Origin of the sequence: Aequorivita aquimaris (assembly GCF_001573155.1) — a bacterium.
GTDB classification, from domain to species: Bacteria; Bacteroidota; Bacteroidia; order Flavobacteriales; family Flavobacteriaceae; genus Aequorivita; species Aequorivita aquimaris.
Genome location: NZ_JRWG01000016.1, coordinates 1 through 13,795, shown reverse-complemented (window position 1 = coordinate 13,795; position 13,795 = coordinate 1). Strand labels below are relative to the sequence as shown.

The window sequence follows — 13,795 nt, the reverse complement described above, 5'->3', positions numbered from 1 at the left end:
TTGATACGATAACCTATACGTTCACCGTGACCAATGAGGGCAACGTGAGCCTATCTGGCATAACTGTAACCGATCCATTGCTACAGGCACCGAACCCTGTGGTGGCAATCGTTTACCAGGGCGGCGATACCGATGGCGACAATGAACTTGACGTGGACGAGACCTGGACATACACCGCTACATCCTATACCATCACACAGGATGATATCGATGCGGGCGAGGTAGTCAACCAGGCTACCGCTACAGGTACTGCACCAGACCAGAGCACGGTAAGCGACCTTTCGGGAACCGAGATAACCAATGACGACCAGACCGTTGTTGAGCTATGCCAGAACCCGGACATCGCGATCGTGAAGACTGGAATCTTCAACGACGAAAATCAAAATGATTGTGCAGATGTAGATGAGACTATCAGTTACACCTTCATCGTAACAAATGAAGGTAACGTGAGCTTAAGTAATATAGTAGTAGATGATCCATTATTAGGTGGGCCTATTGCAGGACCGGATAGCGGGGATACTGACAACGACGGCGAGCTTGACGTAACTGAGACCTGGACCTATTCAGGAACTTACACAATTACTCAAAATGATATAGATAATGGTGAAGTTATTAATCAAGCGACTGCAACAGGTACTGCGCCTGATCAGAGTACAGTAAGCGATCTTTCGGGGTCAACTACTACTACAGATGATTCAACTGTTATAGAACTTTGCCAGAACCCAGCTATTGCAATCGTAAAAACAGGTATCTTCAATGATGAGAATCAGAACGATTGTGCCGATGTGGATGAGACAATTACGTATACCTTTACTTTAACTAATGAGGGTAATGTAAGTTTGAGCAACGTATTAGTAACTGATCCTTTAATCACTACCATTACTGGTCCAACAGGTGATACGGATGGCGATGGTGAACTTGATGTTACCGAAATATGGGTTTATACTGGAATATATACTATCAATCAAGATGATATAGATCTCGGATTGGTAAAAAACCAGGCTACTGCTACGGGTACTGCACCTGATACTACAGTAGTTAGCGATCTGTCTGATGAAAGCAGTGTGCTTGAAGATGATCCAACAATTGTAGATCTATGTCAAGATCCAGCTATTGCAATTGTGAAAACAGGTATCTTCAATGATGAGAACCAGAATGACTGTGCCGATGTGGATGAGACAATCAGCTATACCTTCACTGTGACCAATGAAGGAAACGTAAGTTTAAGTTTTGTTGAAGTAACCGATCCATTAATCGCTACAATCACTGGACCAACTGGTGATACCGATGGCGATGGCGAACTTGATGTTACCGAAACTTGGATTTATACAGGAACCTATGCGATTACACAGGACGATATAGATGCTGGCGAGGTTGTAAACCAAGCTTCAGCCAAAGCGAATGATCCAATGGGTAATGTAGTTTCTGATCTTTCTGATGAAAGTAGTGTTCTTGAAGATGACCCAACAATTGTAGATCTATGTCAAGATCCAGCTATTGCAATCGTAAAAACAGGTATCTTCAATGATGAGAACCAGAATGACTGTGCCGATGTGGATGAGACAATCAGCTATACTTTCACTGTGACCAATGAAGGGAATGTGAGTTTAAGCAATGTGGTTGTAACCGATCCATTAATCGCTACAATCACTGGACCAACTGGTGATACCGATGGCGATGGTGAACTTGACGTTACCGAGACTTGGATATATACAGGAACCTATGCGATTACACAAGTTGATATAGATGCTGGAGAGGTTATTAACCAAGCGACTGCTGAAGCTACAGCGCCTGATACTACAATAGTTAGTGATCTATCTGATGAAAGCAGCGTTCTTGAAGATGACCCAACTGTAATTGAGTTGTGCCAGAACCCCGTTATAGCTCTTATTAAAACTGGAGTTATTAATGACACAAACGGTAATGGATGTGCTGATGTTGGTGAAACCATTGAGTATAGCTTTACAGTGTTCAACCTTGGAAACGTTACATTAACAAACATAACTGTAACCGATCCATTGGTGACAGTAGCAGGAGGTCCAATTACACTGGATCCAGGAGCTACAGACGGAACATCGTTTACAGCTATCTATACTATTACGCAAACTGATATTGATGCTGGATTTGTTGAGAACCAAGCAACTGCTACTGGTACTGATCCTTCAGGAAATTCTGTAAGTGACCTATCTGATGATGATAGTGAGTTTGAAGATGATCCAACGCTTACCGAGCTTTGTCAAAACCCTGCTATTGCATTAATAAAAGTAGGTGTTCCTAATGATGAAAACGGTAACGGATGTGCTGATGTTGGTGAAACCATATTATACAGCTTCAGTGTTAAAAACACCGGAAACGTTGCTCTGACTAATGTAATAGTAACAGATCCACTGGTAAATGTTGTAGGGGGACCAATCAACCTAGCCGCTGGAGAAGAGGATACAATGACTTTCACTACTGTATATACAATAACTCAAAGTGACGTAGATACTGGCTTTATTGAAAATCAAGCTACGGCTGAAGGTCTTGCACCAAACGGTGATTCAGTATCTGATCAGTCAGATAACAACAGTTATCTTGAAAATGATCCAACTGTAACAGATCTTTGTCAGAACCCATCTATTTCATTAGAAAAAACTGGCGTGTTCAACGATGAGAATGGAAATGGATCAGCTGATGTTGGAGAAACTATTTCCTATGCATTTACTGTAACCAATACTGGAGACGTGACATTGTATAATATAATGATAACAGACCCATTGCCAGGTATTGAAATCTTTGGAGGGCCTATAGCACAATTGGAGCCAGGTGAAGTAGACAGTACTACATTTACTGCTACCTACGTTATTAATGACCAAGATATAGGTAATGGAGAGGTTGTAAACCAAGCCACTGTAACTGGAGAAGATATAGACGGAAATGTTGTAGAGGATGATTCTGATGATCCAACTGATCTTACAAATAATGATAACAACGGTGATGGTGAACCTGATGATCCAACAGTAGTTACACTTCCTTTTGTATTGGATACTACTTTTGAAATATTCAACGGTATTACACCTAACGGTGATGGACTAAATGATTATTTCCAGATTGTTGGAATTGAGAATTGGCCAAATAATAATGTGAAGATATTTAACAGATGGGGTGTATTGGTCTTTGAAACAGATGGATACGGAGGTTCAGATGGTAAACAGAATGTTTTCAGAGGTATTTCTGAAGGACGTGTAACTGTTCAACAGAATGAAGAGTTGCCTACAGGTACATACTTCTACATTCTTACCTTCCCAGCAGATAACCCTGGTAAAGCTGACTATACAGGATACTTATATATTAACAGATAGAAAAATCAAAAAAATTCCTGGGAGGAAATTCCCTCCCAGGATTAAAAATACATAACTATGAAACACAGTTATCTAACGCTAATAATTTTGATTTTACTTGGCACGTTTTCAAGTAAAGCGCAGCAGGATCCACAGTACACACAATATATGTACAATACGCAGGTGGTAAACCCTGCATATGCCGGAAATCGTGAGGCCTTAAGCTTTGGTTTACTTTACCGAACTCAATGGGTCAATTTTGGTGATGGAGCGCCCAATACAGGCACCTTCACTGTAAATTCGCCAATAGCGAGCAATATGGGTTTAGGTCTATCTGTAGTAAATGATCGTATAGGTCCTGCAGTAGAAACCAACTTTAATATAGATTATTCCTATAGCATCAATACCTCTGAAACCGGAAAAGTATCATTTGGTCTTAAAGCAGGTTTAGACATACTAGATGTTGATTTTTCTAAGTTGAACATTTACGATTCGAATGATCCATATTTTCAGGAAAATAATATAGACAATAAACTTCAACCACAAATAGGTGCTGGTGTTTACTATAATACTGAGAAATTTTATGTAGGTCTTTCGGTTCCTAATTTCTTGACCACAAAACATTTTGATACCGGTAGCATAGAAAACACTCAAGTGGAAACCACTGCCGCAGAACGTATGCACTATTTCTTGATTGCAGGTTATGTGTTTAATCTTAGTGACAACTTAAAGTTCAAGCCAGCTACGCTTTTCAAAATGGTAAGTGGTTCACCGTTACAGGCAGATGTGTCGGCAAACTTTCTCTTATATGATAAAGTTACCCTTGGAGCAGCCTATAGATGGAGCGCTGCAATGAGTGGACTGGTAGGTTTTCAAGCTACCGACAATATATTTATAGGGTTTGCTTATGACTATCAAACAACAGATATTGAGGCCTATAGTGATGGTTCGTATGAAGTTATGCTTCGCTTTGAATTGTTCAACAGACCAGAACGAGTGCTAACACCAAGATTCTTCTAAAAAATAAAGACTATGAATACAATAGTACGTAACATATTTATTTTCGCAATGGTGGTTTTAACCTCCGGCAGCGTCCTTTCACAAAAAAAGGATATCGCAAAAGCAAATAAAGAATTTGACAAATTTGCCTATATAGATGCCCGTGAAATCTATTTAAAAGTAGTAGAAGACGGGTACGAATCTGCAGAGATTTTCAAGAAACTAGGCGACACCTATTATTTCAATAGTGATTATACTAACGCTGCAAAATGGTATGATAAACTTGTTAATCAGTTTCCTGATCAAACAGAGGCCGAATATTATTATCGGGCAGCTCAGTCTTTAAAAAGTTTAGGAAAATATACCGAATCTGATGCCTTAATGAATGATTATATTTCTAAAGGAGGCAAGGGTCTTGTGATAAAAACGTATGAGGATGATCCTAACTATTTAAAAAGTACAGTTTTTAAATCAAGAGATTTTACGCTAGATAAGGTAGGGATCAACTCATCTACTTCAGATTTTGGGGCTTCTTTCTATGGAAAGGATAACATAGTATACGCTTCTACATCAAGAACAGATGGAACAAAGGTTTATGAATGGACAAACCAACCTTTTTTAGATTTGTTTATAGCCGAACGAGACTCCACGGGACAACTTTCAAATTCAATGCCTTTAGGCGGAGACATTAACACACCTTACCATGAGTCCTCAACTGCTTTTACAAAAGATGGTATGACAGTTTACTTTACTAGAAATAACTTTTTGGATGGTAAAAAAGGAAAGGATAAGAACAAAACAATTCGCTTAAAACTGTATAAAGCTACAAAAACAGGAGAGTATAACTGGACAAATATTGTGGAACTTCCTTTTAACAGTAAGGAATATTCAGTTGCACACCCTGCGTTAAGTCCTGATGAGAAAAGATTATATTTTTCTTCCGATATGCCGGGAACCACTGGTATGTCTGACCTTTGGTATGTAGACATTCTTGGCAACGATAAATATGGGGTGCCAATAAATTTAGGTCCCGAAATAAATACGGAAGCTAGAGAATCATTTCCTTTTATTAGCGAAAATAACAATCTGTATTTCTCTAGTGATGGTCGTTCAGGCCTTGGAGGTTATGATATTTTTGTAACTCCACTTGATAAAGATGGAAAGCCAGGTAAAATTACAAACCTTGGCTCTCCCACTAACAGTGCTAAGGATGATTTCGGTTTCATTATAAATGAAAATGATCGTATCGGTTACGTTACCTCAAATAGAGGTGGAGATAGAGGTAGTATCGATGACGACATCTATCTGGTAAAAGAAATTTGTTCTATCACAATTCAAGGAAAAGTGTTTGACAAAGAAACTAAAGATCCTTTGCCAGGAGCACAGGTAAGCTTATTAGATGAGAACAATCAATTGGTAAGTCAAACTACTGCTGAAAATGATGGGACATATAGTTTTGTTGGAGATTGCGGAACGCAATATACCGTTAGAGGTGTAAAAGAAGGATACAATCCTTATGAAAAAATTATTGAAACTCCAATGCTTTCTGGTATTGTAGATGTACCGTTACCATTAGAGAGAATTGGTCCATGTCCTCCAAACGACTTAGGCTGTAAATTGAACCTTCAACCTATCTATTTTGATTTTGATAAATCGAACATTCGTCGCGATGCTGAAATAGAACTTGCTAAAATTCTTGCCGCAATGAGAGAATATCCAGAATTGATTATTCATATTGAATCTCACACAGATTCTCGTGGTAATGATAATTATAATATGGCTCTTTCAGAACGTCGCGCACAATCTACACTCAAATGGTTGGTTGGCAAAGGCATTGACGCTAATAGGCTTACTGCAAAAGGGTACGGAGAATCACAGCTTGTTAACCAATGTTCAAATGGTGTGACTTGTACATCAGAAGAACACCAGCTTAACAGAAGATCAATGTTTATAATAAAGAATTAATTAACCAAATTAAGTTATTTTAAAGCGTTCAATACTTGCTATTGAACGCTTTTTGCTTTTAAAACATTTTCGCTTTTTGTACTTTTGAGCCAAAAGGGCTATTAATGGAAGAAGAAAGAGTAATTCTCGTAAACGAAAAGGATGAAAAAATTGGGTTGATGCCCAAACAGGAAGCACATGAAAAAGGGGTTCTTCATAGAGCATTTTCAGTTTTTATTTTTAACAACAATAATGAACTGATGTTGCAACAACGTGCATTACATAAATACCATTCACCAGGACTTTGGACTAATACGTGCTGCAGTCATCAGCGTGATGGAGAATCATCACTTGAAGCCGGAAAACGTAGGCTTTTTGAAGAAATGGGTTTTGTCACAGATTTGAAGGAAACAACTTCATTTGTATATAAAGCGCCATTTGACAATGGTCTCACAGAGCATGAGCTAGACCATATTCTTGTCGGAAATTTTGAAGAAGCGCCCAATATCAATAAAGAAGAAGTGGCTTCGTGGAAATGGATGGATCTGGAAGAAGTAAAAAAAGATATTGAAATTAATCCCGAAATTTATACAGCATGGTTTAAAATCATATTTGATAAATTTTACCAACATTTACTTGTATGAGTCTCACCGTATATAGAAAAGCACACTTCAACGCAGCGCACAGGCTTTTTAAAAAAGAATGGAACGATGCTAAAAATCTTCAAGTATTTGGAAAATGCAGTAATCCCAATTATCATGGTCATAACTATGAATTGGAAGTAGGTGTGTCAGGTGAGATTGATCCAGAAACGGGTTTTTTGATTGATCTCAAGATTTTAAGTGATATAATAAAAGAGGAAGTTGAAGATTCTTTTGACCATAAAAATTTAAACATCGAGGTTCCCGAATTTAAAAACCTCAATCCCACAGTTGAAAATATAGCTGTGGTAATTTGGAATAAAATAAGGAATCGAATAGATTCAAATTATGGCATTTCGGTAAAACTTTATGAAACACCCCGTAACTTTGTTTTTTATAACGGTAATTGATGGTTACAGGTTCCACCTTATATCCTTTAAAATTTCAACCAATACTTAAACAAAAAGTATGGGGAGGTAATAAACTGCAGGAATTGTTTCAGAAAAACGCCGAAGGAAATGTTGGGGAAAGCTGGGAAATTTCTGGAGTTGAAGAAAACATTTCTGAAATTGCGAATGGTCCCCTAAAAGGAAATACACTTAATTGGGTCTTGGAAAATTATAAAGAAAAGCTTGTTGGTGAAAAAGTTTTTAAAAATTTCGGAAATCACTTTCCGCTTCTCTTCAAATTTATAGATGCTCGCGAAGACCTTTCCGTTCAAGTTCACCCTAATGATTTATTAGCGAAAGCCAGGCACAATTCCTTTGGAAAAACTGAAATGTGGTATATTCTTGATGTTGAAAAGAATGGTAAACTCATTCTTGGCTTTAATCAACAAATGGATTCAAAAAAGTATTTGCATTTTCTTTCTGAAAATAGAATAACCGAAATTTTGAATGTTGAAGCCGTTAAGAAAGGTGACGCTTTTCTTCTTAAACCCGGAACCGTACATGCCATTGGCGCAGGCGTTTTATTGGCAGAAATTCAACAAACTTCAGATATTACCTATAGAATTTATGATTGGGACAGGCCCGATACCAATGGAAAACTACGGGACCTGCATACAGATTTGGCTTTGGAAGCGATAGATTTTAATCCGCCAGAATCCAAATTAAACTATTCCGAAGTAAAAAATTCCCCTTCACCCATCGGAACTACTAATTTTTTTGCTGTAAATAAATTAGTGCTTTCTGAAAATTATCTCAAAGACTTGGAACAAGTACCTTCATTTACGGTTTATATGTGTTTGGAAGGAAGTGCTATAATTGAAACCGATGATTATTCGGAAGAAATCAAAAAGGGCGAAACATTTTTAATTCCCGCCCATATACCCAAACTGAAATTCATTACCAATTCAGCTTCGTTTTTAGAAGTGTACATTCCTTAAATGTTCGTACCTTTGCCGAGATTATAAAATTTACAATAAATTAAAAATACCGCTTTAGCGGGAAAAATTATGGCAAACGTAAGAGATTTAAAAAAAGATATCAACTATGTTTTGGGTGATATTATTGAAGCAGTTTACATTTGGGAACTGACCAATGCAGATAAAGACAATAAAAAAGCCGAAGCTATTATAGATGAAGCTATTGTTACTTTTGATGACTTAATTACAAAAGTGAATCAAAAAGATGTTGAAAACAAAAAGAAGCATTTTAAAGCCATAAATACCGAACTTGAAGAGCGTGGCAGAAAGCTTATAGACAAGATAAACGCCTTATAAAAGCGTATCTTCTTTTTTACGCTTTACAATAAAAGACTCCAATTCCTTACCATATTTGGAGTCTTTTATTTTTGGGGCCAACGAATTGTAAACGGTATCCAGATATTTCACACTTGAATTGTAAGCTTCACTTAAAATCAAATATGGAGCTACCTCGTATTCCTTGTTGTTTAACGCAAAATTGATTGTAGTTAAATATTTACTGGAAATAAGTGCTTGTTGTTTGCGGTTTAAATCTAGCTCTAAGGAATCGTTATTTTTCTTTCCTTTTTTGAAACGTTGCTCAATATATTCTAGGTTTTTAGCTACGTAGCGTTGCTTCAGTTTGTCGTATTCTTTTAAAATACTATCATTGGCAGAACCTTTCACGGTTGCAGCACTTCCGAAGTTTTTTAAATTGGTTTGAATGTTTATTGTCCCGTTTTCGGCAAAAAAGGTAATGCGATCGTCGCGAAGACTTCCATCTTTTAGTCTTACATATAAATAATAAATTTCTGGGCTTTCCACTTTTTCAGAAAAGGAGAAATTGGAATTTCCATCAACGATTACAGAATCTACGGTTACCAATACCGTGTCTTCAAATTTCTGTAGGAGCAATGTGCCTTTTTTAAGCCCTTTGACAGTTCCTGTAAGATTCATTTTTTCCGTATCGGTTGAACAACCTACCAACGTTAGGAATATTATTGCAATTAAAAGAAAATAGCGCATTTAGTCATTTTTTAAAAATTCAAACCTAGCCTAAAATAGCCTCGGTTTGCAAAGGTGCAAAGATGATTATTTTTTTTAATTTTTTATGCGCCAGAAGCCAATTGCATTAATACGGTACACAAAATTGCGGCAACCGTTCCGATGGCATACCCAAACACGGCCAAAAGTACTCCAACCGTTGCCAGTGATGGGTGAAAGGCAGAAGCAACAATTGGTGCAGATGCCGCGCCACCAACATTGGCCTGACTTCCTACGGCCAAAAAGAAATAAGGTGCGCGAATCATTTTTGCAACCAAAATCATTAATCCTGCGTGAACGGCCATCCAAACCAAACCGATAACAATAAGCCACATATTGTCGAAAATAAGGGTAAGATCCATTTTCATTCCTATACTTGCCACCAAAATATAGATAAAAACGCTACCAAATTTACTTGCCCCGGCACCTTCATAGGTTTTGGCTTTGGTAAAAGAAAGCAGCACTCCAATAATTGTGGTTATGGTTATCATCCAAAAGAAGCTGGAATCAAGAAATGTAAATATATTGCGGGTTATTCCTTTAGGAATTCCATCTACTACCGAAGTGAAGAAAGAGCTTAAAAAATCTGCGCCAAAGTGTGCAAAACTTACTGTTCCGAAAGCGATGGCGGCAAGAATCATCAAATCTGTCAACGTAGGATTTCTATCTACTTTTTTGGCATAGTCTGAAACTTTATCCTTCAAATTTTCTATAGCCGAAGTATCAGCTTTCAACCATTTATCAATTTTTGCAGATTTTCCAATTCCGAAGAGAATAATGGCCATCCAAATATTGGCCACTACAATGTCCACAAATACCATCCCGCCATAAAGCTTTTGGTTGTAACCGTAAATTTCGAGCATTGCGGTTTGGTTTGCGCCACCGCCAATCCAGCTTCCTGCAAGAGTAGAGAGTCCGCGCCATACCGCGTCGGCACCTTCGCCCCCTACAGCTTCGGGGTGGATGCTCCCTACTATCAAAACAGCCAAAGGTCCGCCAAGGACAATACCTATAGTTCCTGCAAAAAACATAACAAGGGCTTTAGGCCCCAAGTTTATTACGCCTTTCAAATCTATGCTCAATGTCATCAGTACCAAGGCGGCGGGCAATAAGTACCGGCTAGACATATAGTATAAACTGGTACTTCCTTTAGTGGCTTCGCCAGTTTCCGAAACTGTAGTCCATTCTGGCGAAATGACTCCTGCGGTAGTAAGTAGTGCAGGAAGAAAATAGGCCATGAAAAGTGCAGGTACAATTCCGTAGAATTTTTTCCAGAAACCTTCTTCGCGGGAAGAGGTGTAAAAAATGAAGCCAAGGGCTATCATTAAAATTCCAAAAACAATGGTGTCATTGGTAAAAAGGGGAGTGGTATCCTTTAGTATTTCGGTAGTTGTATCTTGCATTTTTGATGGTTTTGACGCAAAATACAATTATTTTTTAATTTGGATTATTTTTTAATGAAATCACTTATAACGGTAATTAATTTAGGGGCTACAGGCAAATTATAAATATTATAGGACTTGCTGTTTTCCAAATCATTTCCTTCAATTTCTTTTAAAACGTGATTCATGTTTTCAATAATTTCATATTGCGAATCAGGTTTGGCATTCTTTAACAGTTCGGCTTCAGAAATCTGTACCTGAATATCTTTATCTCCGTTTATTATAAGAACGGGTATGTTCAATTTCGTAATTTCAATCTGGGGGTCAAACTGCATCCAGGTAAATATAAATGGTTGTAATTCTTTACGAAAAATAGAGGCTAATCCTGGACTATAATTGTAAGCAATTCCATTGGCGCGTAAATCGTCAAAAGAAGTGCGGGCATTATCTACTAATCCCGGGGCTTGTTCAGCCAACTGAGCTACAATAACATCATCAATTTCCTGTCCTGCTCCCGCAATGGAGACAAAACCATCTGCGCCATTTTGTGCGGTCACCATTCCAACAAGCGAGCCTTGGCCATGGCCTATGATATATATCTTTGAAAAGCGTCCATCTTTTTTAAAATGCTCCAATATTGCAACTGCATCATCAATAAAATGATCAAACCGAATATTTTTTTCATTCAGCGATCGCAGCTTCATCTGTTTTACAAGTCTTTTATCATATCTAAAGGAGGCTATATTGTTCGCATAAAGTCCTTCCGCCAAAAACTTTAAGGAATTATTTTCCATCATTTGTTGATTGCCGTTTCGATCCGTGGGGCCACTATCGCCAATTATTATAGCCAATGCAGGTTTTTTATCAATTTGGGGAACTATGAGCGTTCCTTCAATTAAGGGCGTAATGTTTATCTCTTCCGGATTATATTTTTTGTTTTGGGCAGAAACAAATCCAAAGAAAAAAAGAAAAATTATAAGAAGGTTTTTCATCGATGACATTTTAAATGCTATTTAATCGTTATGCTTTAACAGAGAAATTGCGGGTATATTGTTTTTCAATATCACTGTTTAATACTTAAATATTTTTCAGGCCTTTCTAAATGTAAAAAATTCTTTTGAACTGTAATTTGTAGTTTAATTTGAAAAGTTTAAATCAGTTTTAAAAATAGGAAGTTATCTTTGCCCGATATTGAAATCTTGTTTCAGTACAAAAAATATCTACTATGAAAAAAATTATAATAGCACTATTAGTTTGTGTATCTTCAAATGCTTTGACCGCTGCAGAAGATTGGGGAAAAACGGGCCACAGAGTGGTGGGTGAGATTGCAGAAAACTATTTAAGCAAAAAGGCAGAAAAGGAAATTTCAAAATTGCTGAACGGGCATTCATTGGCATTTGTGGCAAATTATGGCGACGATATTAAAAGTGATCGCCAGTATGACTCTTACAGGCCGTGGCATTATGTAAACTTTCCCTTTGGTGAAAAATATGAAATGCATTCCAAAAGTGAAAAAGGAGATATTATTCAGGGAATAGAAAAATGTATATCAGTTCTGAAAGATGCCAATAGTACTAAAGAGGATAAAATCTTTCATTTAAAAATGCTGGTTCATTTTATGGGAGATCTTCACCAGCCGCTTCACATTGGTTTGGAAGATGATAAAGGAGGTAATGATTTTCAGGTGCGTTGGTTTAGTGATGGCACAAATTTGCATACGGTTTGGGACTATAAAATGATAGATTTCTACGAGATGTCTTATACCGAATTAGCTGCAAACACCGATGTGCTTACAAAAGAACAAGTTGAGATGATTAAAAAAGGCGGTGTTTTGGATTGGATGTATGAAAGCCGAGCATTATGTGAAGACATTTATAAAAACACTGAAATTGGTGAAAAGCTTGGTTATGCATATATGTATAAGTATATGGATACGTTACGCTTTCAACTTCAAAAAGGAGGTATTCGGTTGGCGGAAGTTTTAAATGAAACTTTCAGTTAGTTAAAATAACCTTTTTCATTAGGTATATAAATATGCCCAATACATTAACCCAAATTGCAGCGGCAGACGGAGTATAAGTACCCATTTTGGTAATTTCATTGCTGCTTCTTTATTTTGAAGCATATAAATATGCACAGGTATAAAAGCTATAAGCATAATAATTATTCCCCAAGCAGCTTCTGCTTGAGTGTTTTTATTCATTATCATAAACCCCAAGATCATTTCGGCAACTCCGCTCAGCATCACTAAAGTGCTGTGCACAGGAAGATAGGGAGGGATAATGCGTACGTATAGTTTCGGTTTTCGGAAGTGATTCATTCCCGCAAGTACATAAAGCACTCCCATTAAATATTGATGCCAAGGTAACATAGCTTTTTTTTAAACTTTAAAAGTAATCTTTTTGAAGGTTTTGTCAAGCTTGAACTTACTAAAAAGTGAAAGCCTCCCTTGTTTAGAAGGAAGGCTTTCTTTTTTAATTAATTATATATGAGAAAAAAATCACTCTTTTATCAAGCGCTTCACAGTGCTTGCATTGTCACCAATAATCTGAACAACGTAAACTCCAGCAGCAAGCGATGAAACATCTACCGCTCTTTCACCTTGCATAGCGCGAAGGTCTGTCTGGCTTACTAGTTTTCCGTTTATGTCATAGATCATCATTTTCTCTAGGGAGATGTTGGTCTTGTTAACAAGGTTCACAACATTGCTCGCTGGGTTTGGATATAGTGCCACGCCAGCGTCCAAAGAGTTTTGGCTCACACCAAGCACAGACTCAACCGTAAGCTCAAAGCTACAGGTTGAAGTGTTTCCGTACTCATCGGTAGCGGTGAACGTAATGGTGTGAACACCATCGGGCAACGCCGTACCGGGAGCAGGGTCTTGGGTCGTATCTGTTACAGGGTCTGTACAGTTGTCATCCGCGATAGCTTCGCCAGTTGCGAAATAATCCGGTAATATATAGAATATGTTACCTGGTCCTGGATCAACTGTCTGGTCTGCTGGACAGGTTAGTTCCGGAGCAAGCCTGTCTACCACACTTACCTCTGCAATACAAGAAG

General features: G+C 37.7%; 13 protein-coding genes. 8 read left to right on the top strand and 5 right to left on the bottom strand.

Features of this window, described 5'->3' with window-relative positions; translation table 11 throughout:
• Positions 1-8: 8 nt before the first annotated feature.
• The 7 genes from LS48_RS14445 to LS48_RS14415 all read left to right on the top strand — a co-directional run bounded on the left by LS48_RS14445 (position 9) and on the right by LS48_RS14415 (position 8,627).
• Positions 9-3,341 (top strand): CLIPPER-2 domain-containing protein, encoded by a 3,333-nt coding sequence (locus LS48_RS14445; protein WP_262480971.1) that lies wholly within the window; start codon positions 9-11, stop codon positions 3,339-3,341.
• Between the two features lie 57 nt (positions 3,342-3,398).
• Complete coding sequence (locus LS48_RS14440) at positions 3,399-4,340, top strand: PorP/SprF family type IX secretion system membrane protein (protein WP_062623200.1); 942 nt, start codon at positions 3,399-3,401, stop codon at positions 4,338-4,340.
• 12 nt (positions 4,341-4,352) lie between these two features.
• Entirely contained in the window at positions 4,353-6,284 is a 1,932-nt protein-coding gene (locus tag LS48_RS14435; RefSeq protein ID WP_062623199.1) for an OmpA family protein, read from the top strand.
• Between the two features lie 104 nt (positions 6,285-6,388).
• Positions 6,389-6,907 (top strand): isopentenyl-diphosphate Delta-isomerase, encoded by a 519-nt coding sequence (gene idi / locus LS48_RS14430; RefSeq protein WP_062623198.1) that lies wholly within the window; start codon positions 6,389-6,391, stop codon positions 6,905-6,907.
• A complete protein-coding gene (locus tag LS48_RS14425; protein WP_062623197.1) occupies positions 6,904-7,314 on the top strand; it encodes a 6-pyruvoyl trahydropterin synthase family protein in 411 nt (136 codons plus the stop codon). The genes idi and LS48_RS14425 overlap by 4 nt, the downstream gene beginning before the upstream one ends.
• Positions 7,314-8,291, top strand: coding sequence for a type I phosphomannose isomerase catalytic subunit (locus LS48_RS14420; protein ID WP_062623196.1), 978 nt, complete (start codon positions 7,314-7,316; stop codon positions 8,289-8,291). Before LS48_RS14425 ends, LS48_RS14420 begins: the two co-directional genes overlap by 1 nt.
• A 69-nt stretch (positions 8,292-8,360) precedes the next feature.
• On the top strand, positions 8,361-8,627 hold the full coding sequence (locus LS48_RS14415) for a hypothetical protein (protein ID WP_062623195.1): 267 nt from the start codon (positions 8,361-8,363) through the stop codon (positions 8,625-8,627).
• Here the strand turns inward: LS48_RS14415 and LS48_RS14410 are convergent.
• The 3 genes from LS48_RS14410 to LS48_RS14400 all read right to left on the bottom strand — a co-directional run bounded on the left by LS48_RS14410 (position 8,622) and on the right by LS48_RS14400 (position 11,727).
• Complete coding sequence (locus LS48_RS14410; protein ID WP_062623194.1) at positions 8,622-9,335, bottom strand: DUF4369 domain-containing protein; 714 nt, start codon at positions 9,333-9,335, stop codon at positions 8,622-8,624. The two genes, LS48_RS14415 and LS48_RS14410, sit on opposite strands and share 6 nt — an antisense overlap.
• 83 nt (positions 9,336-9,418) lie before the next feature.
• The gene (locus tag LS48_RS14405; protein ID WP_062623193.1) at positions 9,419-10,756 is read right to left on the bottom strand and encodes a DUF819 family protein; all 1,338 of its coding nucleotides are present in this window, start codon (positions 10,754-10,756) and stop codon (positions 9,419-9,421) included.
• Positions 10,757-10,800: 44 nt separating this feature from the next.
• Complete coding sequence (locus LS48_RS14400) at positions 10,801-11,727, bottom strand: alpha/beta hydrolase (protein ID WP_062623192.1); 927 nt, start codon at positions 11,725-11,727, stop codon at positions 10,801-10,803.
• A gap of 233 nt (positions 11,728-11,960) precedes the next feature.
• Here LS48_RS14400 and LS48_RS14395 point away from each other — a divergent pair, with 233 nt between their 5' ends.
• On the top strand, positions 11,961-12,737 hold the full coding sequence (locus LS48_RS14395; protein WP_062623191.1) for a S1/P1 nuclease: 777 nt from the start codon (positions 11,961-11,963) through the stop codon (positions 12,735-12,737).
• 18 nt (positions 12,738-12,755) lie between these two features.
• On the opposite strand, the gene LS48_RS14390 is transcribed toward LS48_RS14395, so the two are convergent.
• Both LS48_RS14390 and LS48_RS14385 read right to left on the bottom strand, forming a co-directional pair.
• A complete protein-coding gene (locus LS48_RS14390) occupies positions 12,756-13,106 on the bottom strand; it encodes a DoxX family protein (RefSeq protein WP_062623190.1) in 351 nt (116 codons plus the stop codon).
• A gap of 129 nt (positions 13,107-13,235) precedes the next feature.
• Positions 13,236-13,795 (bottom strand): T9SS type A sorting domain-containing protein (locus tag LS48_RS14385; RefSeq protein ID WP_117590237.1); only part of this gene is annotated, 560 nt, incomplete at its 5' end.

Bases quoted from the DNA above. Each gene is read 5' to 3' on its own strand.
- LS48_RS14440 (WP_062623200.1), top strand. From the start codon at position 3,399: ATGAAACACAGTTATCTAACGCTAATAATTTTGATTTTACTTGGCACG.
- LS48_RS14435 (WP_062623199.1), top strand. From the start codon at position 4,353: ATGAATACAATAGTACGTAACATATTTATTTTCGCAATGGTGGTTTTA.
- idi (WP_062623198.1), top strand. From the start codon at position 6,389: ATGGAAGAAGAAAGAGTAATTCTCGTAAACGAAAAGGATGAAAAAATT.
- LS48_RS14425 (WP_062623197.1), top strand. From the start codon at position 6,904: ATGAGTCTCACCGTATATAGAAAAGCACACTTCAACGCAGCGCACAGG.
- LS48_RS14420 (WP_062623196.1), top strand. From the start codon at position 7,314: ATGGTTACAGGTTCCACCTTATATCCTTTAAAATTTCAACCAATACTT.
- LS48_RS14415 (WP_062623195.1), top strand. From the start codon at position 8,361: ATGGCAAACGTAAGAGATTTAAAAAAAGATATCAACTATGTTTTGGGT.
- LS48_RS14410 (WP_062623194.1), bottom strand. From the start codon at position 9,335: ATGCGCTATTTTCTTTTAATTGCAATAATATTCCTAACGTTGGTAGGT.
- LS48_RS14405 (WP_062623193.1), bottom strand. From the start codon at position 10,756: ATGCAAGATACAACTACCGAAATACTAAAGGATACCACTCCCCTTTTT.
- LS48_RS14400 (WP_062623192.1), bottom strand. From the start codon at position 11,727: ATGAAAAACCTTCTTATAATTTTTCTTTTTTTCTTTGGATTTGTTTCT.
- LS48_RS14395 (WP_062623191.1), top strand. From the start codon at position 11,961: ATGAAAAAAATTATAATAGCACTATTAGTTTGTGTATCTTCAAATGCT.
- LS48_RS14390 (WP_062623190.1), bottom strand. From the start codon at position 13,106: ATGTTACCTTGGCATCAATATTTAATGGGAGTGCTTTATGTACTTGCG.